20 protein-coding genes are annotated in these 24,448 nt (G+C 70.3%); 5 read left to right on the top strand and 15 right to left on the bottom strand.

Translation table 11 applies throughout. From position 1 onward, the window contains the following. Positions 1-287: 287 nt before the first annotated feature. Genes VF106_RS16220 through VF106_RS16210 form a run of 3 tightly spaced genes read left to right on the top strand, consistent with a single transcriptional unit; the run spans position 288 to position 3,927 of the window. Positions 288-1,553 (top strand): cytochrome P450 family protein, encoded by a 1,266-nt coding sequence (locus tag VF106_RS16220; RefSeq protein ID WP_330840545.1) that lies wholly within the window; start codon positions 288-290, stop codon positions 1,551-1,553. 26 nt (positions 1,554-1,579) lie between these two features. Continuing rightward, positions 1,580-2,326 carry a thioesterase II family protein gene (locus VF106_RS16215; protein ID WP_330840544.1) on the top strand — a complete coding sequence of 249 codons (747 nt, stop codon included), beginning with the start codon at positions 1,580-1,582 and terminating at the stop codon, positions 2,324-2,326. Further along, positions 2,323-3,927, top strand: coding sequence for an acyl-CoA carboxylase subunit beta (locus VF106_RS16210; protein ID WP_330840543.1), 1,605 nt, complete (start codon positions 2,323-2,325; stop codon positions 3,925-3,927). Before VF106_RS16215 ends, VF106_RS16210 begins: the two co-directional genes overlap by 4 nt. A gap of 17 nt (positions 3,928-3,944) precedes the next feature. Here the strand turns inward: VF106_RS16210 and VF106_RS16205 are convergent, their stop codons facing one another. The 7 genes from VF106_RS16205 to VF106_RS16175 are packed head-to-tail and all read right to left on the bottom strand — an operon-like array spanning position 3,945 to position 14,357. Then, positions 3,945-4,460, bottom strand: coding sequence for a DinB family protein (locus VF106_RS16205; protein WP_330840542.1), 516 nt, complete (start codon positions 4,458-4,460; stop codon positions 3,945-3,947). Positions 4,461-4,501: 41 nt separating this feature from the next. Continuing rightward, entirely contained in the window at positions 4,502-5,548 is a 1,047-nt protein-coding gene (locus VF106_RS16200; RefSeq protein WP_330840541.1) for a CaiB/BaiF CoA transferase family protein, read from the bottom strand. After that, the gene (locus tag VF106_RS16195) at positions 5,545-5,940 is read right to left on the bottom strand and encodes a cobalamin B12-binding domain-containing protein (protein WP_330840540.1); all 396 of its coding nucleotides are present in this window, start codon (positions 5,938-5,940) and stop codon (positions 5,545-5,547) included. Before VF106_RS16195 ends, VF106_RS16200 begins: the two co-directional genes overlap by 4 nt. Then, positions 5,940-7,517 (bottom strand): methylmalonyl-CoA mutase family protein, encoded by a 1,578-nt coding sequence (locus tag VF106_RS16190; protein WP_330840539.1) that lies wholly within the window; start codon positions 7,515-7,517, stop codon positions 5,940-5,942. The genes VF106_RS16195 and VF106_RS16190 overlap by 1 nt, the downstream gene beginning before the upstream one ends. 42 nt (positions 7,518-7,559) lie before the next feature. Then, positions 7,560-9,347 carry an ABC transporter ATP-binding protein gene (locus VF106_RS16185; protein WP_330840538.1) on the bottom strand — a complete coding sequence of 596 codons (1,788 nt, stop codon included), beginning with the start codon at positions 9,345-9,347 and terminating at the stop codon, positions 7,560-7,562. Continuing rightward, positions 9,347-11,101 carry an ABC transporter ATP-binding protein gene (locus VF106_RS16180; RefSeq protein ID WP_330840537.1) on the bottom strand — a complete coding sequence of 585 codons (1,755 nt, stop codon included), beginning with the start codon at positions 11,099-11,101 and terminating at the stop codon, positions 9,347-9,349. The genes VF106_RS16185 and VF106_RS16180 overlap by 1 nt, the downstream gene beginning before the upstream one ends. Positions 11,102-11,135: 34 nt before the next feature. Next, positions 11,136-14,357: a S41 family peptidase gene (locus VF106_RS16175; protein ID WP_330840536.1), complete on the bottom strand. Its 3,222-nt coding sequence runs from the start codon at positions 14,355-14,357 to the stop codon at positions 11,136-11,138. 117 nt (positions 14,358-14,474) lie between these two features. Between VF106_RS16175 and VF106_RS16170 the strand changes: the two genes are divergently transcribed. Next, complete coding sequence (locus VF106_RS16170; RefSeq protein ID WP_330840535.1) at positions 14,475-15,647, top strand: cytochrome P450; 1,173 nt, start codon at positions 14,475-14,477, stop codon at positions 15,645-15,647. Between the two features lie 13 nt (positions 15,648-15,660). Continuing rightward, the gene (locus tag VF106_RS16165; RefSeq protein ID WP_330840534.1) at positions 15,661-17,199 is read left to right on the top strand and encodes a bifunctional 3-(3-hydroxy-phenyl)propionate/3-hydroxycinnamic acid hydroxylase MhpA; all 1,539 of its coding nucleotides are present in this window, start codon (positions 15,661-15,663) and stop codon (positions 17,197-17,199) included. A 10-nt stretch (positions 17,200-17,209) separates the two neighbouring features. Here the strand turns inward: VF106_RS16165 and VF106_RS16160 are convergent, their stop codons facing one another. The 8 genes from VF106_RS16160 to VF106_RS16125 form a co-directional block, all read right to left on the bottom strand. After that, positions 17,210-18,103 (bottom strand): ROK family protein, encoded by an 894-nt coding sequence (locus VF106_RS16160; RefSeq protein ID WP_330840533.1) that lies wholly within the window; start codon positions 18,101-18,103, stop codon positions 17,210-17,212. A 5-nt stretch (positions 18,104-18,108) separates the two neighbouring features. Further along, positions 18,109-18,795, bottom strand: a complete 687-nt coding sequence (locus VF106_RS16155; protein ID WP_330840532.1) for an HAD-IA family hydrolase — start codon at positions 18,793-18,795, stop codon at positions 18,109-18,111. A 10-nt stretch (positions 18,796-18,805) separates the two neighbouring features. Next, positions 18,806-19,882: a Gfo/Idh/MocA family protein gene (locus tag VF106_RS16150; RefSeq protein ID WP_330840531.1), complete on the bottom strand. Its 1,077-nt coding sequence runs from the start codon at positions 19,880-19,882 to the stop codon at positions 18,806-18,808. Then, entirely contained in the window at positions 19,879-21,039 is a 1,161-nt protein-coding gene (gene rifK, locus VF106_RS16145; RefSeq protein WP_330840530.1) for a 3-amino-5-hydroxybenzoate synthase, read from the bottom strand. The genes VF106_RS16150 and rifK overlap by 4 nt, the downstream gene beginning before the upstream one ends. A 67-nt stretch (positions 21,040-21,106) precedes the next feature. Beyond that, positions 21,107-21,958 (bottom strand): shikimate dehydrogenase family protein, encoded by an 852-nt coding sequence (locus tag VF106_RS16140; RefSeq protein WP_330840529.1) that lies wholly within the window; start codon positions 21,956-21,958, stop codon positions 21,107-21,109. Next, entirely contained in the window at positions 21,955-23,184 is a 1,230-nt protein-coding gene (locus VF106_RS16135) for a 3-deoxy-7-phosphoheptulonate synthase (protein WP_330840528.1), read from the bottom strand. Before VF106_RS16135 ends, VF106_RS16140 begins: the two co-directional genes overlap by 4 nt. After that, entirely contained in the window at positions 23,181-24,242 is a 1,062-nt protein-coding gene (locus VF106_RS16130; RefSeq protein WP_330840527.1) for a 3-dehydroquinate synthase family protein, read from the bottom strand. Before VF106_RS16130 ends, VF106_RS16135 begins: the two co-directional genes overlap by 4 nt. After that, positions 24,239-24,418, bottom strand: coding sequence for a hypothetical protein (locus VF106_RS16125; protein ID WP_330840526.1), 180 nt, complete (start codon positions 24,416-24,418; stop codon positions 24,239-24,241). The genes VF106_RS16130 and VF106_RS16125 overlap by 4 nt, the downstream gene beginning before the upstream one ends. Between the last annotated feature and the right edge of the window lie 30 nt (positions 24,419-24,448).

Below are 24,448 nucleotides of genomic sequence, written 5' to 3'. Positions count from 1 at the left end.
GGTTCATGCCAGCTTCGACGGAATGTCGGTTTTCATTTCTTTCAACACCGACGGCGGGTTGACAATGCGTGGATATGCGTTGTACGTCCGCGATGATGCGAATGCGAATCTGAATATCGGATTTCCGTGACGTTCGGCGTGGTCAGCGGGCCGTGTGCCCCAGTCCTATCAGGTTGAGGGATGGCAGCCGGCCATCCCTTTCCTAACGTTGGGAAACGGGGCCGCGGCGCGCCCGGGGCCCCTGGTCAGTGGATCGCACGCTTTTCGACTCGAATAGGGAGAGGCCCATGACCACCACCGCCGCCGATACCTCGGCCGAACCGGTGGACCTGTTCGCACCAGAAGTGGTCGCTGACCCGTGGGGGGCGCACGGGCGGGTGCGCGAGGCACCGACGTTGCAGATCGGCGGCTTCATGGGCGGGCCGCCCATGTTCATGGCCGCCCGCTACGAACACGTGAAGCAGGTCCTCACCGACCCGAGGTTCCTCACCAACCCGCTGACGGACGATCTCGACGAGGACATCCGGATCGGCGTGTTCAAGCACCTGGACGTGCCGGAGGACCTGATCCCCTGGCTGAAGAACCTCATCAACGCCTCCGACGGCGACGACCACTCCCGGCTGCGCAAGCTGGTCTCCTACGCGCTCACCAACCACCGGGTGAGCAAGTTCCGGCCCAGGGTCGAGGAGATCACCGCGAAGCTGCTCGACGAGCTGGCCGAGGCCACCAAGGACGGTTCGCCGATCGACCTCGTCGACACGTTCTGCTACCCGCTGCCGGTGACCGTCATCTGCGAGTTGGTCGGCGTCGACGAGGAGGACCGCCCGCAATGGCGTTCCTGGAGCGACGCGATGGCGACGCTGGACGGCGAGCGGCTCCCGACCGAGGTGCGCAAGACCCTCGCCGCCGCGCGGGCGATGATCGAACGCCGACGCGCCGAGCCGAAGGACGACCTGGTCACCGCGCTCGTCCAGGCACAGACGAAGAACCCGGACATCGTCACCGACGACGAGCTGGTCGGGGTTCTGTTCAGCCTGGTGACGGCAGGGCACCAGACGACGACGTACCTGATCGGGAACTCGGTGCTCGCCCTGCTCGAGCACCCGGACCAGCTCGCGCGGCTGCACGCGGACCCGTCGCTGTGGCCGCAGGCCGTGCGTGAGCTGCAGCGCCTCGGCCCGATCCAGTTCGGGCAACCGCGGTTCGCCACGGAGGACATCGAGCTGGGCGGCGTGATGATCCCGAGGGGGATGCCCGTCCTGCCGATGATCATGGGCGCGAACAGCGACCCGCGCAAGTTCCCCGAGCCGGAGAAGCTGATCGTCGACCGGCTGGCCGTTGGCAGCGAGAGCCACCTCGGGTTCGGCAAGGGCATCCACCGCTGCCTGGGTCAGCACGTCGCCTACCTGGAGGCGGAGGTGGCGCTTTCCGGCCTGTTCACCCGGTTCCCGAACCTGTCCCTCGCGGTGCCGCGCGAAGAGGTCCCGTGGATCCTGCGACCCGGGTTCACCCGGACCAAGGACCTCCCGGTGCGGCTCGTCCCGGCGTCGTGACGTCGGGACCGTCAGCCGCGGAGCACGTGGAGAAGTGGGTACGCCGGTTTCACCCGGCACCGCACGCGCCCGCCCGCCTCGTGTGCCTGCCGCACGCCGGCGGGTCGGCGAGCTTCTTCTTCCCGGTGGCCAAGTCGCTCGCCCCCGCAGCCGAGGTCCTGGCGGTCCAGTACCCGGGCCGCCAGGACCGACGCGACGAGCCGGTGGTCGACGACATCGCAGACCTGGCGGACCAGATCCTCGACGCGCTGCGCCACCTGGACGACCGTCCCCTGGCACTGTTCGGGCACAGCATGGGCGCGGTCATCGGCTACGAGGTGGCGTTGCGGATGACCGACGCCGGGATGCCGGCACCCACGCGGCTCTTCGCGTCTGGTCGTCGGGCCCCGTCCCGCGACCGTGCCGAGCGGGTGCACCAGGCGTCCGACGCCGAGCTCGTGTCCGAGCTGCGGACGCTCGGCGGCGTCGACGCGGCGATGCTGGCCGACCCCGAGGTGCTGGAGATGATCCTGCCGGCGGTCCGCGGCGACTACCGGGCCGTCGAGACGTATCGCCACGATCCCGACCGCGGACTCGACTGCCCGATCACGGTGCTCACCGGCGACAACGACCCCCGGGTGTCCCTGGACGAAGCCCGCGCGTGGGCGGAGCACACCACCGGACCCACCGACCTCCAGGTCCTGCCTGGAGGTCACTTCTTCCTCGTCGACCAGCGCGACCACGTGCTCGAGATTCTCCGGCAGGAGCTCAGCTCGATGCGGATTCCCACATGACCGACGTCGAATCCAGACCTGTCCATAGTTTTCCCGCGCCCGCCACTACTGCCGACCGGCTCAAGGAGCTGCATCGTCGTACCGAGGAGGCCGTCGCGCACGGCTCCGCCCGGGCGGCCGAGCGCCAGCATCCCCGCGGCCGGCTGACCGCGCGGGAACGCATCGAGCTGCTGCTCGACCCCGGCTCGTTCGTGGAGCTCGACGCGCTCGTCCGGCACCGGTCGGCGAACTTCGGACTTGACCGCAACCGGCCACTGGGCGACGGCGTCGTGACCGGCTACGGCGACGTGGACGGGCGGTCGGTCTGCGTCTACAGCCAGGACGCCAGCGTGTTCGGCGGTTCGCTCGGCGAGACGCACGGCAGCAAGATCGTCAAGGTCATGGACCTGGCGGTGCGGACCGGCCGGCCCATCGTGGGCATCAACGACGGCGCCGGTGGCCGGCTGCAGGAAGGCGTTGTCGCCCAGGCGATCTACGGCGAGATCTTCCGCCGCAACGTGCGTTCGTCGGGGATCGTGCCGCAGATCTCGCTCATCCTCGGTTCGTGTGCCGGCGGCGCCTGCTACTCCCCCGCGCTGACCGACTTCGTCGTCATGGTCGACGGCAACTCGCACATGTTCCTCACCGGTCCGGACGTCATCCGCGGCGCCACCGGGGAACAGGTGGGCATGGAGGAGCTGAGCGGCGGCCAGACCAACAACGCACGGTCGGGCAACGCCCACTATCTCGCCGCCAGCGAGGAGGACGCGATCGGCTACGTGCAGCAGCTGCTGTCGTACCTGCCGCCCAACAACCTGGCCGAACCGCCCACGTACGCGCCCGGTGTCGTGCCCTCGGGCGCCGCCGACCTCGACACGCTGATCCCGGACCTGGCGACCCAGCCGTACGACATGCGAGACGTGCTGCACGCGGTGGTCGACGACGGCGATCTGGACGAGGTGCAGGAGCTGTACGCGCCGAACGTCATCGTCGGCTTCGCCCGGATCGAGGGACAGAGCGTCGGTGTCGTGGCCAACCAGCCGTTGCGGCTGGCCGGGTGCCTCGACATCAACGCGTCGGAGAAGGCCGCCAGGTTCGTGCGCACCTGCGACGCGTTCAACGTCCCGGTGCTGACCTTCGTCGACGTGCCGGGCTTCCTGCCCGGCACCGAGCAGGAGTGGAACGGCATCATCCGGCGCGGCGCCAAACTCATCTACGCCTACGCCGAGGCGTCGGTCCCACTGGTCACCGTCGTGATCCGCAAGGCGTACGGCGGCGCCTACGACGTCATGGGGTCCAAGCACCTCGGTGCCGACCTCAACTTCGCGTGGCCCACCGCACAGATCGCGGTCATGGGCGCCACCAACGCGACCGACGTGCTGTACCGCAGGGCGATCGCCGACGCGGCCCGCCAGGGTGATGACGTGGAAGCGCTTCGCGCCAAGCTGGCCAGGGAGTACGAGGAGACCCTCCTCACGCCGTATCTGGCCGCCGAACACGGCTACGTCGACGCCGTCATCCCGCCCTCACGCACCAGGGAGTACGTGGCCACCGGGCTGAAGAGCCTACGCGGCAAGCGAGATCTCCCGCTCCCCCGCAAACACGGCAACATCCCGCTGTAGCCGGTGCGGATCAGGTCTCAGGTGCCGGTCTGCCCGTCGACGAGCTCACGTACGACGTCGAGGTGGCCGTTGTGGCGGGACGTCTCCTCGATGAGGTGGAGGACCACCCAGCGCAGGTCGACGTGGCGGCCGTCCCTGATGGGACGCTTGGCTGTTGAGTCCAGGTCGTGGTCGAACACCAGGCGACGGTAGCGGGCACTCTGCTCCTCGTACTCGGCGAGCAGCTGGGGCAACGGGATGTCGACGGCAGTCCGCATCTCCGGGTCGGGGTCGTCGTCGGTTGCCCCGGCGAGCGGCCCCACTTGCTCCTCGCCCAGGAACATCACTTGGAACCAGTAGAACTCGACCCACCGCAGATGGCTGATCAGCCCGCACAACGTCATCAGCGGTGAAGTCGGGAGCGGGGCCTTGCGGGCGTCTTCGGCGGACACGCCCTCGCACTTGGCTCGTGCGGTGTCGCGCGCGTAGTCGAGGAAGGTGGCCAGTTGCGCACGCTCGTCCCACGTGGGAGGCGTGTCAGTTCGTTGCGGCATCGCGGGGAGTTTTCCCCAGTTCGTAACGGGTGTCGACGCAATTACTCCAGGCGGGCCTGGTGTTCCCCCAGCCTTGGCGGCGGACGGTGGCCGGGCTCGTAGCCGGTGATCCGGACCGGGCTGCCGATCAGCCGGAAGTCCCCGGCGGTCACGATGGTCCCGGGCGCCGCGGCCAGTGCCTCGGGCAGTGTTCGCACCGCCGCGGCCGCGACGCCCAGTGGGCGCAGCCGGGACTCCCAGGATTCGGCGGTGTCGGCGGCGAGGGCCTTGGTCACCACGGCGAGTACCTCGTCCCGCCGCGCGACGCGTTCGGTCATCGTCTCGAAACCGTCGATGCCCGCCTCGGTGGCGAAGGACTTCCAGAAACCGTCGTGCGTGACGAACAGCGCCAGATGTCCCTCGGCGGTCGGGAAGAGCTGGGCGGGCACGTAGAACGAGTGCGCGCCGAACGGCAACCGGCGCGGTTCGGTGCCCTCGTTGAGGTAGGCCGAGGCCCGGTAGTTGAGCTGGGACAGCATCACGTCCCGCAACGACACCTCGACCTGGCCGCCCCGACCGGAGACGATCTGTGCCAGCAGGCCGAGCGCGGCAGCCAGCCCTGCGGAGTTGTCGGCCGCCGAGTACCCGGGCAGGGTCGGCGGTCCGTCGGGATCGCCGGTGAGCGCGGCGACCCCGGTGGCGGCCTGGACGACGTAGTCGAAGGCGGGCTCGTCGCCAGCGTCCAGTCCGTAGCCGGTGATCGCGACACACACGATCCGCTCGTTCCACCGCCGCAGCGAGTCGTAGGTGAGGCCGAAGCGGTGGATCACGGACGGCTTCAGGTTGACCAGCAACGCGTGCGACTCGGCCACCAGACCGCCCAGGCGCCGCCGACCGTCCTCGGTCCGCAGGTCCAGGCAGACGCTGCGCTTGTTCCGGTTGATACTGGCGAAATAGGCGTCGCTGACCTGCCGCGAGAGATCCCCGGTCGGCGGCTCGACCTTGATGACCTCGGCGCCAAGGTCGGCCAGCAGCATCGTGGCGTAGGGGCCCGCGAGGATGTGCCCCACCTCGAGCACGCGGATGCCCGCGAGCGGACCGGCGTTCACCTCGGCTCTCCGGTCAGCTTGCCGATCTCCGTCACGAGCACGTCCAGCGCCGTGCCGGTCGGGAAGACCGCCGCCGCGCCCGCTTCCTCGAGCAGACGCACGTCCCCCGGCGGGATCGTGCCACCGACGACCACGGCGATGTCCCCGGCTTCGGCGGCACGCAGCCCGTCGACGGTGCGGGTGGTCAACGACAGGTGCGCGCCGGAAAGGATGCTCAGGCCGACCACGGCGACGTCCTCCTGCAGCGCCGCCGCCACGATGTCCTCGACCCGCTGGCGGATCCCGGTGAAGATCACCTCGAAACCGGCGTCGCGCAGCGCGCGGGCGACGATCTTCGCGCCGCGGTCGTGGCCGTCGAGACCGGGCTTGGCGATCAGGACACGGGTCGGCATCAGTACACCACCGGCTGTCGGAACTCGCCCCAGACCTGCTTGAGCGCGGCCACCATCTCACCGAGGGTGCAGTAGGCGTTAGCGCAGTCGATCAGTGGTGCCATCAGGTTTCCAGTGCCCTCCGCGGTTCGCGACAGCGCGTCGAGACTGGTGCGCACGGCCGTGGCGTCGCGTTCCGCCTTCACGCGCGCCAGCCGCTTCAGCTGTAGTTCCCGGCCCTCGGCGTCGAGCTCGTAGGTCGTGATCTCGGGCGGTTCCTCGGCCGAGGCGAACCGGTTGACCCCGACCACCGGGCGCGTACCCGCCTCGACGGCCTGGTGCAGCCGGTACGCCTCGTCGGCGATCAGTCCCTGGAGGTAGCCGTCCTCGATGGCGTGGACCATCCCGCCGTGCGCGTCGAGGTCGGCCATGATCTCGACGATGCGTTCCTCGGTCGCGTCGGTGAGCGCCTCGACGAAGTAGGAGCCGCCGAGCGGGTCGACGACACGAGCCACCCCGGTCTCGTGCGCGAGGATCTGCTGTGTCCGCAGGGCGAGCGTCGCCGACTCCTCGCTGGGCAGGGCGAACGGCTCGTCCCAGGCGGCGGTGAACATCGACTGCACGCCGCCGAGCACGGACGCCATCGCCTCGTAGGCCACGCGGACGACGTTGTTCCTCGCCTGCGGCGCGTACAGCGAGGCCCCGCCGGCGACGCAGCCGAAGCGGAACATCGCCGCCTTGTCGGTCTTCGCGCCGTACCGCTCGCGGACGATCGTCGCCCAGCGCCGCCGGCCCGCCCGGTACTTGGCGATCTCCTCGAAGAAGTCGCCGTGGGTGTAGAAGAAGAACGAGACCTGCGGAGCGAACTCGTCGATCGTCAGCCTGCCGCGCTCCACCACGGTGTCGCAGTAGGTGACCCCGTCCGCGAGTGTGAAAGCCATCTCCTGCACCGCGTTCGCCCCGGCGTCCCGGAAATGCGCGCCCGCCACGGAGATCGCGTTGAACCTCGGCACCTCGGCCGCGCAGAACTCGATGGTGTCGGCGATCAGCCGCAGCGACGGCTCCGGCGGCCAGATCCAGGTGCCACGGGAGGCGTACTCCTTGAGAATGTCGTTCTGGATGGTGCCGGTCAGCTTCTCCCGGGGCACGCCCGCACGCTCGGCGGCGGCGACGTAGAACGCCAGCAGGATCGCGGCCGTGCCGTTGATCGTGAAGCTGGTGCTGATCGCATCCAGTGGGATGCCAGCGAACAGGATCTCCGCGTCGGCGAGCGTGTCCACCGCGACCCCGACCCGGCCGACCTCCTCGCTCACCTCCGGATCGTCGGAGTCGTAGCCGCACTGGGTGGGCAGGTCGAGCGCGACCGACAGGCCCGTGCCGCCCTGGTCCAGCAGGTAGCGGTACCGCCGGTTCGACTCCTCGGCCGTGCCGAAACCGGAGTACTGCCGGATCGTCCACGGCTTCTTCCGGTAGCCGCCGGCGAAGTTACCGCGCGTGAAAGGAAAAGTGCCCGGCTCCGGCGGATCGGACGCCCGGTCCGCCGGTCCGTAGACGGCCCGGACCGGGATGCCGGACGGGGTACGCGCGATGTCGTTCATCGATGGTTACTCCTTGCCCGGGCACCCGGATCCGGTTTCGTCTCACGCCATCGGGCTCGCGACGAACTGGGCGGCGTGGAGGCGGGCGTAGACGCCGCCGGCCTCGAGCAGCTCGGTGTGGGTGCCCTGTTCGACGATGCGGCCGGCCTCCATGACCAGGATCAGGTCGGCGTCGCGGATGGTGGACAGGCGGTGGGCGATGACGAAACTGGTTCGCCCATGGCGCAGGGCGGCCAGGCCCTGCTGGACGAGCATCTCGGTGCGGGTGTCCACCGCGCTGGTCGCCTCGTCGAGCACCAGGATGGCGGGTTCGACGAGGAACGCCCTGGCGATGGTGACCAGCTGGCGTTCCCCTGCCGAGAGGCCGCCGCCCTCGCCGTCGAGGACGGTGTCGTAGCCGTCGGGCAGGGTGCGGATCAGACGGTCGGCGTGCACGGCGGTCGCGGCGGCGACGATCTGCTCGCGGGTGGCGTCCGGTCGGCCGTAGGCGATGTTGTCGGCGATGGTGCCTTCGCACAGCCAGGTGTCCTGGAGCACCATGCCGATCCGGCGACGCAGGTCGTCGCGGGCCATGTCGGCGATGTCCACACCGTCGAGGGTGATCGTGCCGGTGTCCGCGTCGTAGAACCGCAGCAGCAGGTTGACCAGGGTGGTCTTGCCGGCGCCGGTGGGTCCGACGATCGCCACGGTCTGTCCCGGTTGGACAGTGAGGGACAGGTGGTCGATCACGGGTTGGTCGGGCTTGTAGCGGAAGGACACGTCGGTGAAGACGACCTTGCCGGTGACGGTGTCCTGGCGTCGCGGTTGGGCCGGGTCGGGCCGCTGCGGGTCGGCGTCGTGCAGTTCGAAGACCCGTTCGGCCGAGGCGATCGCGGACTGTATCTGACCGGCCATCGTCGCGAACAGCGTGATCGGCTGGTTGAACCGCAGGACGTACTGGAGGAACGCCTGGATGTCGCCGATGGACAGTGCGCCGGCCGCGACACGCAACCCGCCGACCACCGCGACCAGCACGTAGCCGAGGTTGCCGAGGAAGGTCAGTGCCGGCGCCATCAGCCCGGAGCGGAACTGGGCGGCGGCGGCGGTCGTGCGCAGCTCGTCGTTGTGCGCGGTGAAGGTCTGCCGTGCCTGGCCCCAGCGCCCGAACGAGGTGACCAGGTCGTGCCCGGTGTAGACGTCCTCCAGGTGACCGCTGAGCGCTCCGGTGGCCTTCCACTGGCGGGCGAACTGGGGTTTGGCGCGGCGGCCGATCACCTTGGCGGTCCACACGGTCACCGGGATGATGACCACCGCGACCGCGGTCAGCAGCAGCGAGATGCGCAGCATCATCACCAGCGAGCCGATGAACATGAACACCGAGGCCAGGATCTGGTTGGCCGTCTGCTGCACGGACTGCGCGACGTTGTCGATGTCGTTGGTGGTGCGGGACAGCAGATCACCGCGGGGTCGAGTGTCGAAATAGGACAGTGACAGCCGGGACAGCACCAGGTCGGTGCGTTCACGCAGCCGGAACGCCATCCGTTGCACCACGGTGGTGGTCAGCCGCCCCCGGACGACCGTGGACACCGCGAACACCGCGGTCAGCACGCCGGCCAGCACCAGGAACCGGCTGACCGCACCGAAATCGACGCCGCCCTGGCGGATACCGTTCACGATGACGTCGGTGGCACGCCCGAGCAGCTGCGGAATCGTCACCAAGGCGCCGGTGCCGACGATGCCCAGGACGACCATGACGGCGATCCGCGCCCAGTCCTGGCGCATCATGCCGAGCAGTCGCAGTGCGGTGTCACGGAAACTGACCGAGGGCGCGGGAGCCTGTGGTGCGCTCATCAGGCCGGCACCTGCGAGTCGACGATCTGCGCGTAGGTGGGACTGGTGGCCAGCAGCTCCTCATGGGTGCCGACGGCCTCGACCACGCCGGCCTCGAGCACCACGATCGTCTCCGCGGTGCGAATGGTGGACACCCGCTGAGCGACGATCACCTGGGTGGCGCCGGCGATCTCGGTGGCCAGCGCGGCGCGCAACGCCACCTCGGTGGCGTTGTCCAGCGCGGAGAAGGCGTCGTCGAAAAGGTAGATCCGCGGCCGCGCCAGCAGGACCCTGGCGATCGCCAGCCGCTGCCGCTGACCGCCGGACACCGTGCCGCCGCCCTGCCCGATCACCGTGTCCAGCCCGTCGGGCATGGCGCGGACGAACTCGGCGGCCTGGGCGACCTCCAGCGCGTGCCACAACCGCTCGTCGACGGCGGACGGGTCGCCGTAGCGCAGGTTGTCGGCGACGGTTCCGGCGAACAGGTAGGCGCGCTGGGGCACCAGCCCGACCTGTTCGGTCACGTCGCGCCGCACCAGGTCCCGCACGTCGGCGCCGTCGATGCGCACCGCGCCGTCGTCGACGTCCAGCAGCCGGGCGATGAGATTGACCAGGGTCGTCTTGCCGCTGCCGGTCGAGCCGATGATCGCGGTGGTCCGGCCGGGGCGGGCGGACAGGCTCACTCGGCGCAGGGCGGGGTACTCGGCACCCGGATAGCCGAACGTGACGTCGGCGACCTCCAGGTTCCCCCGCCAGTTCTCGACGCGGGTGGGCGCGGCAGGCTCACCCACACCCGGCTCCGTGTCCAGCACCTCGGCGATTCGGCCGGCGCTGACCCTGGCCCGTGGCGTCAGCATGAACACACCGGTCGCCGCCGTGACCGCGCCCAGGATCAGGGTCAGATAGGTCAGGAACGCGATCAGCGCGCCCAGCCGGAGCTCGCCTGCCACGATCCTGGGCCCACCGATCGCCAGCACCGCGATCGACGCCAGGTTGGAGACCACCAGCGACGCGGCGCCGAAGTACGCCTGCACCCGGCCCAGTCGGATGCCCACCGCCATCAGGTCGGTGTTCGCCTCGGCGAACCGGCGCCGCTCGTGCGTGTCGCGGACGAACGCCCGGATCACGCGGATACCGGTGATCTGCTCGCGCATCACCCGGTTGACCACGTCCACAAACCGTTGCAGCAGCTGTGACGCCGGCACCATCTGCCTGACGAGCACCCAGATCGTCACCACCATGACCGGCACCGCCACCAGCAGCGCCAGCGAGGACGTCACGTCCTGCCGCATGGCCAGCACGATCCCGCCGGTCGCCAGGAACGGCGAGGTCAGCAGCAGGGTCAGCACGGTGAACACCAGCAACTGCACCTGCTGGACGTCGTTGGTGCTGCGGGTCAGCAACGACGAGGCGCCGAACCGGCCCATCTCCCGGCCGGAGAAGCCCGACACCCGGTCGAACAGCGCGGCCCGCAGGTCCGCACCCAGTCCCATCGCGACCCGCGCACCCAGATACACCGCGACGGCAGTGCACCCGACCTGTGCCAGCGTGGCCGCCAGCATGATCCCACCATGTCCGAGGACGTAGCCGGTGTTGCCGGTGAGCACACCGAAGTCGACCACGTCGGCGTTGAGCGTCGGCAGATACAGCATCGCCAGCGCCTGCCCGGCCTGGAGCACCACGATCGCGATGACCAACCGGCGGTAGGGACCCAACCGGGGACGCAGCAGGGACAGCACCGAGGGTGGCGGAGAGGTTTCGGTGGGTGACGTCATGACGCGACAATAGAGAGGTTCACCGGCCGAGGACTCATCGCGGAACACCACCACCGCCGGTCGGCGGGGCGGGATCCGGCGGTGTGGGAAAGCCTTCGCGTCGCAGTCCGTCGAGGACGACGTCGATCGCCGTGTCGAGCTGCGGATCGCGTCCCGCGACCCAGTCCTGAGGCGCGATGTCCACCTCGATGTCGGGCGTCACGCCGTGGTTGTCCAGCCAGCCGGGCCCGTCCCACCATTTCGACACCGTCGGCTGGGAGACCCGCGAACCGTCCAGCAGCGCCTGGTCGGGTGGGATCGAGCCGGTCATCGAGCCGTGCGTCCGGCGGCCCACGAGCGTCGCGGCACCCCGCACCCGCAGCGACACGACGAGGTTTTCCGGGCCACAGGTGGAGAACTCGTCGATGAGCACCGCCACCGGACCGCGCACCGTGTCGTACGGCCAGGTGTACGGCTCGGCGAACCGCGGCTGGTGCCAACCCGTGACCCGCCGGGTGAGCAGGTCAAGGAGGGGATGGAGATCACCGCCGTGGTTGCCCCGCAGGTCCAGGATCAGCCCGGTCCGCTCGAGCTCCACGCTCAGATCGCGGTTGAGGTCCGCCCATCCGGTGGCCACCATGTCGATGATCCGCAGGTATCCGACGCGCCCGTCGGTTCGCGCGGCCACCCTGGCGCGGCGGCGCACTGTCAGGTCGTGGTGACGCAGCCGTGGCTCGTGTGGCGTCGGCACGACGACGAGGCCGAACTCGGCACCGTCCCGGCGCAGTGTCAGCTTGACCTGTTGACCGGCCTTTCCCGCGAGCTGCGGCATCGGTCCGCGGTCCGGGTCGACGGGCACACCGTCCACGGCGCTGACGACGTCCCCGGGACGTGCCGTCATGCCGGGTCCGGCCAGCGGTGTGCGGTGCATGCTCGAGGAGATGTCACCGCTCAGCAGCCGGTCGATCCGCCAACCGCCCTCCGCCGTGGCAACGAGATCCGCGCCGAGGTAGCCCGGCGGCGGCGCGGGCTTTCCTTGGCCGCCAAGGAAGAACACGCCGACGTGCGACACGCTCAGCTCGCCGTGCATCTCCATGATGACGTCGAACAGGTCGTGGGCGCAGCCGACCCGGTCCAGCAGCTGCCGGTACCGCGCGCCGATCGCCGGCCAGTCGACGCCGTCGATGTCCGCGCGCCAGTACCGGTCCCGCATCAGCCGCCAGGACTCGTCGAACATCTGCCGCCACTCGGTCGACGGGTCCGCCTCCACCTGGATCGCGTCCAGGTCCACGACGTGTTCGGTCCCGGCGTCGCCGGTGGGCCTGATGTGCACGGCGCCGCCGGCCCGATAGGCCAGGTGGCCGCCGTTCGAGGCGACCGTGTAGGCGCCGAGCGCCTTCGCCAGCAGCGTCGGGCGGCTCGCGTCGGTGAGCAGGTAGCCCACCAGCCTCGGCATCGGGGCGGGTCCGGGCGCATGCCTGGCGGCCTCGCCGAGCAGCCCACCGGAGGGCCGGTCCAACCAGGCCACGCCGCCCTCGATCGCGACCAGGGACTCGTAGGCTCCCGCCTCGACCGGAAAGGGCACCACACGACCGGGCAGGCCGTCGAGGTCCACCGGCCGCGTCTCGCCGCCGGTCTCGTCGACCGGCGACAGGTCCTCCTCCAGCCAGCCGCCGTAGCTCGCGTCGAACGGCGAGGCCGACCGCCCGTCGAGCGGTACCAGATGTGGCCGCACACCCGGAGCGAAACCCATTTGCTGCAGCTGCCCGTTGAGTGCCGGGCCCGTCGGGTCGAGCGTGCTCCCGGACAGGAAGGCGAGGTATCTCCCGTCCAGGGTGAAGACCGGTGAACGGTCGTCGAACTGACCGCGGGTGACATCCACGACATTGCCGTCCGCCAGCCGGGCGAGCCGGATCTGGCTGCGGCCACGGGACATCCACGGCTGCGCCCAGGCGAGGAGGTCGGAGCCGCGCGAGAAGGTGAGGCCCGTGCAGGGACCGTGGTCGGTCGCGACCAGTTCGGTCAGCGCGCCGGTGGCCAGGTCCACGGTCAGCAGCCGCGAATCGGTGGCGATCGCGGCGGTACGTGCGTCGGGTGCGACGACCAGCTCTCTGGCCCGGCCCAGCTTTCCGTGAGCCAGCCGCCTTGCTGGGGAACCGTCCTGGGCCAGGACGTCGATCCCTTCTTCGCCGCCCCGGTCGCTGACGCAGACGACGGTCGTGGCGTCGGCGGTGGCGACGGGGAGCCGCGCCCGCGCCCCCGGAACGTCGAACACCACACGGGGTTCGCCACCCGCCGCCGGCAGCAGGTGCAGCGTGCCGCGCACCTCGGCGACGAGTTGCCTCCCCGTCGGGTCGAGCACGAAGCCGCCCGTCGCCCGCGCGCCGAACCAGGTGCGCGGCAGCCGGCCCCGGCCGGGATCGGCCAGCCGGATACGCAGTTGCACCGGCTGATCGTCACCCGGGGCAAGCAGGAGAAGTCGGCCGGCCTGTTCGTAGACCACGCGGGTGCCATCAGATGTTGCGTTGCGCGCGTAGAACGGGCCCAGGTCGCCGTGCCGGCGCAGGTCCGAACCGTCGACCGCCGCGGAGTACAGGGCGCCGACTCCCTCGTGGTCGGAGAGGAACGCAATCCGAGAGCCGGCCCACACCGGGTTGGTCACGTTCCCGTCGAGCGACCGCAGCACCGGCTCGAAGGTGTCACCGTCCGGCGAGTACCACACCCTGCCGGCGCAACCACCTCGATAGCGCTTCCAGTAGGCGGGCTCGAAAACGGTCATGGTGCCAAGAAGTTGGGCACCGTCGCCGCGCACCGCGAGGTCCGCGGCGGGCGCGCACGGCAGCTCACGCGGCGGCCCCGCGACGGGAACGGCGAACATCCAGGCGCGCCGGTCGGCCGCGTGGCCGTAGCCGGACCGGACCAGCACCTCCGTGTCGGAAAGCCAACCGCAGGTCCCGGTGTTCCGGTCGGCCCAGTACGTCAGCTGCTCGGGTTGGCCGCCGTCGAGATCGGTGTACCAGACCTCGCGCGCCCCGCCACGCAGCAGAACCGTGTTGCCGCCCACCACCGACGTCCACGCGATCCGGGTCGCCGACGGGTTCAGCCGGGGCAACGAGGGACGTGCGCCGTCCTGAACGCCGTCGCCGACGACGCGCCGCGCCGTCGCGGTGCCCCCGAGCGCGTCGTCCAACGAGGCCAGCCACACGCAGTCCTCGGCGACGAAGGTGATCGTGTCACCGGCGAGGTGGGGTTGCCTCAGGTAGGCGTCAACAGTCACCTTCCGCACGCTAGGACAAGCATGATCGCTCGGGCATCCTTCAGGCTGGTAGACGTTGTCGGCGCTATCAGAGCGAGGGATGCCCACCCGGCCTTCCGTTCCCTACCGTTTTCAACCGTGGAACCGAGAACCTTTCCTCAGGATCGGACCTGTCCTCATCAGCCGCCGGAGGGCTACCGGGCGGTGACCGAGGACGGCCCGATCTCCCGCCTCAAGCTGTGGGACGGGCGCGAGGTCTGGGCGATCACCGGCCATGCCGAGGCTCGCCGGTTGCTGGTCGACTCCCGGCTCTCCACCGATCGCAGGAACCCGGCGTTCCCCGTGACGAGCGCCGCGGCCGCCAGCATCCGCAACCGCCTGACCCCGCCGCTGGTGGGAGTCGACGACCCGGTGCACAAGGTCCAGCGCGGGATGCTGATCCCCAGTTTCACGCACCGCCGGATCAACTCCCTTCGCCCGCACATCCAGGAGATCGCCGAGCGGGTGCTCGACGCGGTGGTCGAGAAGGGCGCTCCCGCGGAGCTGGTCGGCGCGTTCGCGCAGCCGCTGCCCTCCATGGTGATGTGCCACCTGCTGGGCGTGCCGTACGACGACCACGACTTCTTCGAGGAACGAACGACCAGGATGCTGTCCGGCCAGAACCCGGCCGAGTCATGGGGAGAACTCCGGGCGTACATGCTCGACCTGGTCGGGGAGAACCAGCACAGGCTCGGCGAGGGGCTGTTCGGCGACCTCGTCGCGGCCCCCGATGGCAAGGTGGACCGCGGCGACCTGGTCGACCTGGCGATGGTGATCCTGGCCGCGGGCCACGAGACCACGGCCAGCATGCTCTCGCTCGGCATCTTCACGCTGCTGCGCCACCCCGAGCGGCTCGCCGAGGTTCGGGCGGACCCGTCGCTGTGGCCGGCCGTCGTCGAGGAACTGTTGCGGTACCTGTCCATCACCGACGGCTTCACGCGGGTGGCCACGGCGGACATCGAGATCGCGGACATCACCATCCGCAAGGACGACGGCATCATCTTCCTGACGTCCGTGATCAACCGCGACGAGGACGTCCGCGAACGGCCGGACTCCCTTGACTGGCACCGCGCCACCCAGAACCACATCGCGTTCGGGTTCGGCATCCACCAGTGCCTCGGGCAGAACCTGGCTCGCGTCATACTGCGCATCGCTCTGCACAGCCTTTTCGAGCGGCTGCCCGACCTGCGTCTCGCGGCCGCGCCCGAGGACGTTCCCTTCAAGCCGGGTATCGCCATCCAGGGCATGATCGAGCTGCCTGTCACCTGGTAGGGACGGTTTCTCCGTGACGGACGCTGACATCGTCGTCGTCGGCAACGGGCCGGTCGGCGCCACCCTGTCGGTTCTGCTCGCCCAGTGCGGCTGGCGGGTGTTCGTGCTCGAACGCCGTGCCCGGCCGTACCGGTTGCCTCGGGCGACCAGTTTCGACGGCGAGACGGCGCGGCTGCTGGCCGCCACCGGGATCGGGCCGGAACTGGCCGGGATCACCGTGCCCGCCAACGGATACCAGTGGCAGACCGCCGCCGGCGAGGCACTGCTGGACATCGAGTTCACCACGGCCGGCCCTTATGGCTGGCCGGACGCGAACACGATGCACCAGCCGGCGCTGGAGGAGTTGCTCGCGGCCAGGGCGGCGGAACTTCCTGGCATCACGGTGCTGCGTGGGCACGAGGTCGTGCGCATCGAGGACACCGACGAGCGGGTACGGGTGACCGCGACCACCGACGACGACATGACACGCGTGTTCTCCGCGCGATGGGTCGTGGGGTGCGACGGCGCCAACAGCTTCGTCCGCGACCACCTCGACGTTCCCGTCACCGACCTCGGGTTCTCCTACGAGTGGCTGCTCTGCGACGTCGAGCCGCGCGAGCCGCGCGAGTTCGTCCCCACCAACGTGCAGGTCTGCGATCCGGCGAGGCCGACGACGCTGGTGGGCAGCGGTCCCGGGCGACGGCGCTGGGAGTTCATGCGGCTCCCGGGCGAGAGCACCGCCGAGCTGAACCGGGACGAGACGGCGTGGCGGCTGCTGGCGCCGTTCGGGGTCACCCCGGACACCGCGAACCTGTTGCGCAGCACCACGTACATCTTCCAGGCCAGGTGGGCCGACCGGTGGCGGGTCGGCCACGTCCTGCTGGCCGGCGACGCGGCGCACCTCATGCCGCCCTTCGCCGGGCAGGGTATGTGCTCCGGCATCCGGGACGTCGTCAACCTGGCGTGGAAGCTCGACCTGACATTCCGGGGACTGGCCACGGAGTCTATTATGGACAGTTATGGCGAGGAGCGCCGCACGCAGGCCAGGGAGTCGATCCTGGCGTCTGTCCAGTTGGGACGGGTGATCTGCGTGACGGACCCGGTGGCCGCCGAGGAACGGGACGCGACGGTGCTGGCCAACCGCCGCGGCAAACCGCCCACCCGGCCGGAACCGGCGAAACCACTCACCACCGGGTTGCTGCACCGGCGGCCACCCGCCGGCGCGGTCGTGCCGCAGGGACGGGTGCGCTCGCACGACGACACCGGGCTGTTCGACGACGTCGTCGGCCGTGGTTTCGTGCTGCTGACCACCGACGACCCGCACACCACACTCGACGAGGACCGGCTGGCATTCCTCGCCGGACTCGGCACCCATGTGGTGCGACTGCGACCACCCGGCAGCACCGAGGACGGCGTTGTGGACACTGATGACGTCTATCTGCCTTACCTGGCACGGTTCGGCGCCACGTCCCTGCTCGTCCGGCCGGACTACCACGTCTACGGCGCCGCGAACGATCCCGGGAGCGCCAAGGAACTGGTCGACGACCTGCGGGACCGGTTGGCCGCCGGCTGACGGGTACTGGTCACGACGCGATCAGGCGGGCGAGCGACACCGCGCCACGCAACGACGAAAGGCCGCCCAGCGCGGCCGGTTCCGCCAGCAGTGGCGGTTGACCAGGACGGGCCAGCTCGGCGAGGTGCTCCGACACCCACCCGACGATCTCCGGGATGCCAGCCGCGAAACCGCCGCCGATCACCGCGCGCTTCGGATGGACGAGCTCCCGCACCCCGGTCACCGCGGCGGCCAGCGCCCGGGCCGTCCGGTCGACCGCGCTCACGGCCCACGGCTGCTCGTGGCGCAGTGCACGCCGAAGGTCGTCGAACGTGACGGCCGCTCCGCGCAGAAGAGCCGCACGGTCCAATGTGGCCGGTCCGGAGGCGATCGCCTGGAGGCAGCCCTGCCGACCGCACACGCAGAGCGTGCCGTCCAGCTCGACGACCACGTGCCCGATCTCGAAGGAGCCGCGGTAGAGCCCGGGGCACGGCGTGCCGTTCAGGACGAGACCGCCGCCGACGCCGGTGCCCACACCGACGTAGAGCAGATCGTCGCAGCCCGAGTCCCTGGCCTCGGCGAGCGCGCCGAGGTCGCCGTCGTCCGCCCAGGCGACGGCCGATTCGCCGAACAGCGCACGCAGCGAACCGTCCAGGTCGGTCCCGGCCCACTCCGGCCTGCTGGGCCATGCGGTGATCCGGCCATCCGGTCCGACCGTGCCGGGCATCGCGACACCCACCGAGCGAAGCGGCGCACCGAGCCTCGTGCGCAGCTCGGCCACGTGGTCGGCGAGTTGGGCGAGATCGCGGGCGGCGCTGTGCCGCGGCGCCCATTCGAACGTGGCCTCGTCGACGCACCCGGCGTCGGTCTCGACCCGAAGGGCGACCTTGGTGCCACCGATGTCGATGCCGAGGTAGTGCGACACGCGCGTCAGTGGACGGGCACGGTCGGGCAGAGCGCGAGGAGGTCGGCCGGACGGCGCAGCACCACGTCGGGGCCGGCGGCAAGCAGCTCGTCGACGTCGTCGGGTGGCGCCCACAGCGCGGCGGCCGAGGCGACGCCGGCGCCCTGGGCGCTGGCCAGGTCGGTCGGGGCGTCGCCGACCATGACGGCCTGCTCGGCCGGCACGTCCAGCAGATCCAACGCATGCCGCACGATGTCCGGGGCCGGCTTGGGCCTGGCGACCTCGTCGGAGCCGATCACGTGCTCGAAGAACGGGAGCAGACCAAGCTCGTCGAGCAGGGAGCGCGCCCTCGACCCGGTCTTGCCGGTGGCGATCGCGAGCCGCAGGCCGCGCACCCGCAGCGTCACGAGCAGCTCGACGATGCCGTCGAAGACCGGCACCTTGGGCGCGAGCCGGTAGCTCTCGCGGACGAACGGCTCCTCCATCTCCAGCGGTAGGCCCATGATCCGCATGATGTCCGGGAAGTAGCGCCCCATGTGCCGCCGGTACTCCTCGAACGGCGCGGGCCCGTCGCCGACGACTTCGGCGTAGGCGACGGCGAAGGCCTCACCCATCACCGCGAAGCTGTCGACGACGACCCCGTCCAGGTCGAAGATGACGGCGTGTCTGACCGGCGCGAGCGTGTCCGGCCGTTCGACGCTCGGGACTGCCATGGGCACCTCTCTACTGGTAGGCGGGCACCGCGCGGCGGGCACGCGCCGAGCGGGCCGACGCGTAGAAGTTCTCGATCATGCGGACGATCGGGCGGGCCTCGGCGATGGCCCTGCCACGGTTGTCCGGGTCGGCCAGCATCGCCGCGAGGCCGTCCAGCTGTCGGGTGTACTCGACGCCGATCGGCTCGGCCGGCACCCGCAGCCGGGTGGTGGTGCCCTCGCGGGTCACCGTCAGCACAGGCTCGGGCTCCCGGTTGGGGCTGAAACCGAACGTGCACCGCAGTTCCGCGGTGCCGGCGCTGCCCTCGACCAGGATCGACGACACGTCCCGTGCCGCGTGGGACGCCCAGCTGGCCCGCACGGAGACCGAGACGCCGTCGTCGCGCACCAGGAACCCGCGGGCCGTGTCCTCCACGTCGGCGGCGTCCGCGCCGGGTTCGTCCTGCCGCCACGCCGCGCGCCAGGCGCCGACATTGACGAAGTCGTCCGACGTCACGCCGATCACCTGCGGGAAGCGGACGGGGCCGAGCAGGAACGCGAGGGTATCGAGCAGGTGCCACCCGAGGTCGAACAGCGCTCCCCCACCGGCCTTGTCGCGCTGGGTGAACCAGCCGCCGGCCCTCGGCACACCGCGGGCCCGGACCCAGCCGAGGTCGACGTGCCGGATGTCGCCCAGCTCCGGGAGGATCCGCCGCAACGCGGCGACGTCGCCGCGGTACCGGGCGGCGCTACCGGCCAGCAGCATCCCGCCGCTGCGTTCGGCCGCCGCGAGCGTGTCGGCCTCGGCGGCGGTCAGGCACACCGGTTTCTCCAGGAAGACGGAGATCCCGGTGGCGAGCAGAGCCCCGGCCACCTCGGCGTGCAGGTAGTTGGGCACGGCCACCACGGCCAGGTCGACGGTTCGGGGGGTGAGCGCGTCCACCGCCGCGTGCACGGGGATGCCCGTCGCCTCCCGGAACGCCGCACGCGAGGCCGGGTCGGCGTCGACGGCGGCGACCACCGCGAAGTCGGCGTGCTCACGCAACAGGGGTAACCACAGCTCCCGCCCCGCCCAGCCAAGCCCCACCAGGGCAACCCGGACGGTCATGCGGCGGCCACGCCGTCGGCGATGATTTCCGCGGTGGCGTGCATCTCCTGCTCCCCCGCCAGCAGTAGCCGGTGGTGCAGCCAGACGCAGTCCTGGCTGATGGCGTCGGTGTTGGGGCAGCGCTTCGCGATCGCGTCCTGGGTCTCGTCGGGCGCGCCGATCTCCCAGAAGGCCTTGGTGCGGTAGATCGCGCGGAACGCGGCGAACGCGGGCAGGCCGGCGTCGACGAGTCGGTCGACGAGGGCGTTGCGCCGCTCCTCGGTGATCCCGGGGATGCGGAACATCGCCATGTAGTGCGACCGGCGGTCGACACGCACGTCACCGCTCTGCGGGACGACGCCGTCGATGGCCCCGAGCAGCTGGGACAACAGGGTCCATCGCTCGTCGCGGAGCGCGATCTGCTCGTCGAGGCGGCGCAGTTGTGCCCGCAGCACGGACGCGGAGAACTCGTTGAGCCGCAGGTTGGAACCGGCGATCTGGTGGAGGTAACGGCGGTCGTCGCGAGGCCGGCCGCAGCTGTGGCGCAGGAACGCCGTCTCGTACATCTCCGTGTCGGGGAACGTCACGGCGCCGCCCTCGCCAGCGGTCATCAGCTTGCCGTTCTGGAAGCTGAACGTCGCGACGGTGCCCAGCTCGCCGACGCGCTTGCCCTGCCAGCGCGCACCGTGCGCGTGCGCGGCGTCCTGGAGAACCGCCACACCGGCGTCGGCGGAGAGCTTCGCGAGCGCGTCCATGTCCGCCATGAGCCCGGCCATGTGCACCGGCATGATCACCTTGGTGCGCGGGGTGATGGCGTCGGCGGCCGCGGCCACGTCGATGTTGTAGGTGTCCGGGTGGACGTCGACCGGGACCGCGACGGCGCCGAGCCGTTGGGCCGCCTGGGAGGAGGAGATGAAGGTGAAGGCCGGCACGATCACCTCGGTGCCCGGCCCGACGCCCATGCACTGGAGGGCGAGCTCCAACGCGTGGGTGCCGTTGGTGACCGCGAGCGCGTGCTCGGCGCCGTGGTGGTCGGCGAACTCACGCTCGAACGAGTTCACCTCGTCCCCACCCATGCGCCACCACTGCCCCTGCTCCAGCGCGCGGATCAGACCGTCCCTTTCGGACGTGTCGTACTGCGGCCAGCGGGGAAACTCTGGTGCCTGTCGCGCGTTCATGTCTCTCCGAATCTCCACGTTGGTCCGACTGAGAAAAGACGGAATGGGACGGCGACGGCCTCCCACTTCACGGTATGTCCGCGCCGGAAACGTCACATCCCTCGATCTGGTAGTCGTCACCCAGGCCGAAGAACGCGCGGTACGAGTCCAGTTGTCCGTCGAGCATGTGTATTCCATAGTGGACACAGTGGCCGAGTACCGCCGCTTGCAGGAGAAGTCGGGTTTCGCGGGGTTTCATGATGATGTCGGCCACCACGCTGCCCGGTGACAGTGCCTCCGGCCGGAATGGCAACGGATCGTCCGGGTTCAGCCCGAGTGGGGTGGCGTTCACGACGATGTCGGCGCCGTCCAGGTGCGGCTGCGCCGCGGTGACCGTGCGACCTGGCCAGTGCGCGTCGAGGCGCGCACGAAGCCCGTTCAGCTTCACGGTGTCCTGGTCACACACGGACAGCCGGTCGGCGCCGGCCGCCAGCAGCGCGGCCGCGATGGCACTTCCCGCGCCGCCCGCGCCGACGAGTGCGATCCGCCTGCCTTTCGGGTCGTGGCCGGCAGCCACGAGGCCGGTCACGAAGCCAAGGCCGTCGAAGTTCTCCGCGTACCAGCCGCCGTCGGCCTCCCGCCGCAGCGCGTTGGCACTTCCGGTGATCTCCACCATGGGGCTGCACCGGTCGGCGAGCCCGACGACGGCCGCCTTGTGGGGCACCGTGACGAAGATGCCGTCGACATTGCCGACGCACCGCAACCCGCCGACGATCCGTTCGAGGTGTTCCGGCTTGGCGTGCACGGGAACCAGCACGGCGTCGATGCCCAGCCGTGTGAAGAGCGGGTTCATCAGCGCAGGCGACTGCACCTGTGTCACGGGGTCGCCGAGGACGACGTACAGGCGAGTGGTGCCACTGATGCGCGGGATGTCATTCATGTCAACAGTTCCGCGACGACATGGGCCAGTTCGATCGACTGGTCGGTGTTGAGGCGGGGGTCGCAGGCGGTCCGGTAGCGGGCGGGCAGGTCCGCCTCGGTGATGCCGGCGGCACCGCCGAGGCATTCCGTCACGTCCTCGCCGGTCATCTCGATGTGGATGCCGCCGGGGTGCGTGCCGAGCCGCCGGTGCACCTCGAAGAAACCGGCGATCTCGTCGACCACGTGGTCGAAGTGGCGGGTCTTGAACCCGTTTCCCGACGGCCGGGTATTGCCGTGCATCGGGTCGCACTGCCAGACCACCTCGTGCCCGGAGGCGTTGACCTTCTCGACGATCGGCGGAAGGAGGTGGCGGACGAGGCCGTGCCCCATGCGGCTCACCAGCGTCAGCCTTCCCGGTGTGCCGTGCGGGTCGAGGCGCCGCACGTACTCGACGGCCTGCTCCGGGGTCACGCCAGGACCGATCTTCAGGCCGATCGGGTTGGACAACAGCTCCGCGAACGCGACATGTGCCCCGTCGAGCTGACGGGTGCGGTCGCCGATCCACAGAAAGTGCGCCAGGCCGCTCGACAACCGGGGCTCCGGGCCGCCGGCGTCCACCCACAGCACGGTCCGCTCGTAGTCCAACAGGAGCATCTCGTGGCTGACGTAGACCTCACCGGCACAGAGCTTTCGGACCAGGTCCATCGCGCCGGCCGCGTTGGCGTGGGCACGCGGCATCCGGTGCGGGTCGGGCGTCCTGGCGGCGGGGGTGCGTTCCGCGGAGTTGACGATGTCGCCACGGTAGACCGGCAGCCCCAGCCCGTCGACGATGTTGGACCGGGGTTTGGCGTACTGCCCGGCCATGCGCCCGACCTTGACCACCGGCATGCCGGACGCGTGCGCGAGCACGTCGGCCATGCGCAGCAGGATCCGCAGGTTGGCCCGCAGGTGCGGCTCTGTGTTGTCAGCGAAGGTCTCGGCACAGTCGCCGCCCTGCAGCAGGAACGCCTCGCCGCGGGCGACCGACGCGAGCCGGTCGGACAGTCGAACCGTCTCGTCCGGCGTCACGATCGGGTCCGCGTGGTGCAGCTGCCTGGTGACAGCGCGCGCCTGCTCCGGGTCCGGCCAGCAGGGCTGCTGTGCGGCGGGCCGCGCCAGCGCCTCGTTGAGCCTGCGGGCCAAGAACCGGTCCACTGACCGGGAACGGTCCACGGTGTCGGCCGGCCGGGGCAGGAACCGCCTCATATCAGGGCCACATCCATCGTGGCGGCTCCGACGAGCTCGTCCAGGCGCGCACGCGGCATCTCGTCGAGGACGCGCGCGACGACGTCCTCCGGCACGTCGCTCACCAGCTCCGCACCAGCGGGCCCGTCCAGGACGAAGCCGAGTCCGGTGATCGCCTTCTTGTCCCGGTGCATCTGACGGACGAGGACCGCGGGGTCGACGCCGGCGGGCAGGGCGATGGGCAGCCCGTAGTGGCGGACGACATCCACATGTTCGTCCACTCTGGACTGATCGATGCGGCCAAGTGCACCGGCGAGCCGGCCAGCGAAGATTGTGCCGATGGCGACCGCCTCACCATGGCGCAGCGCGAAGTCGGTCGCGATCTCGAGCGCGTGGCCCAGCGTGTGGCCGTAGTTGAGCAGGTGCCGCATACCGGAGTCGCGTTCGTCCACCGCCACGATGCCCGCCTTGAGCGTCACGCTGGCGGCGATCTGCTCCGGGAGCGACAACCCGCGCAGGTCCGGCGCGCCGATGAAGTGACAGCGGGCGATCTCGCCGAGTCCGTTCAGCAGTTCCCGCCGTGGCAGGGTCGACAGGTAGTCCGTGTCGCACAGCACCGCGCTGGGCTGCCAGAACGCGCCCACCAGGTTCTTGCCCGCCGGCAGGTTCACCGCCGTCTTCCCGCCGACGCTCGCGTCCACCTGGGCGAGCAGCGACGTGGGCAGGTGGATCACGGCAACACCCCGGTGGTACAGCGCGGCCGCCAGGCCGACCACGTCGGTGGTCGTCCCGCCGCCGCAGGAAACGACGACGTCCGACCTGGTGAGCCCGAACCGCACGAACTCACCGCACAGTGCCTCCACTGTGGACATTGTCTTGTCCTGCTCGCCGTCCCTGGCGGGCAGCAGCAGGGTGTCCACACCCGTGTCGGGCACCCATTCCTTCGGGCGGGCCGACACGACGACCGCCCGTCTGGCGCCCAGCCGTCGAATCACCTCGGCGAGCGACGTGCGTACTCCCGGCCCGACGAGCACGTCGTAGGAACGATCCCCGAGGCGCACCGGAACCGCCGTGCTCACGGCGTCCTCTCCGTGGTGTCCGGCGAGTTGCGGTAGGTGTGCTCCAGTTCCTCGATCTCCTCGGCCTTCGCCGCCGGTTCGCCGCCGTAGAAGGCGCACATGAACCGGACGTGCCCCTCGTACCCGGCCCGGTAGAGCTCGGCGAACCACCTGAACAGACGGTTCTCGTTCTCCATCGTTTCCCTTCTGGTTCCGACCGAGCGCGG

This window comes from Actinophytocola sp., from assembly GCF_036378875.1.
Classification (GTDB): Bacteria; Actinomycetota; Actinomycetes; order Mycobacteriales; family Pseudonocardiaceae; genus Actinophytocola.
Note: the sequence above shows the minus strand (reverse complement) of the source record. Positions and strands in the feature narration are given on the sequence as shown.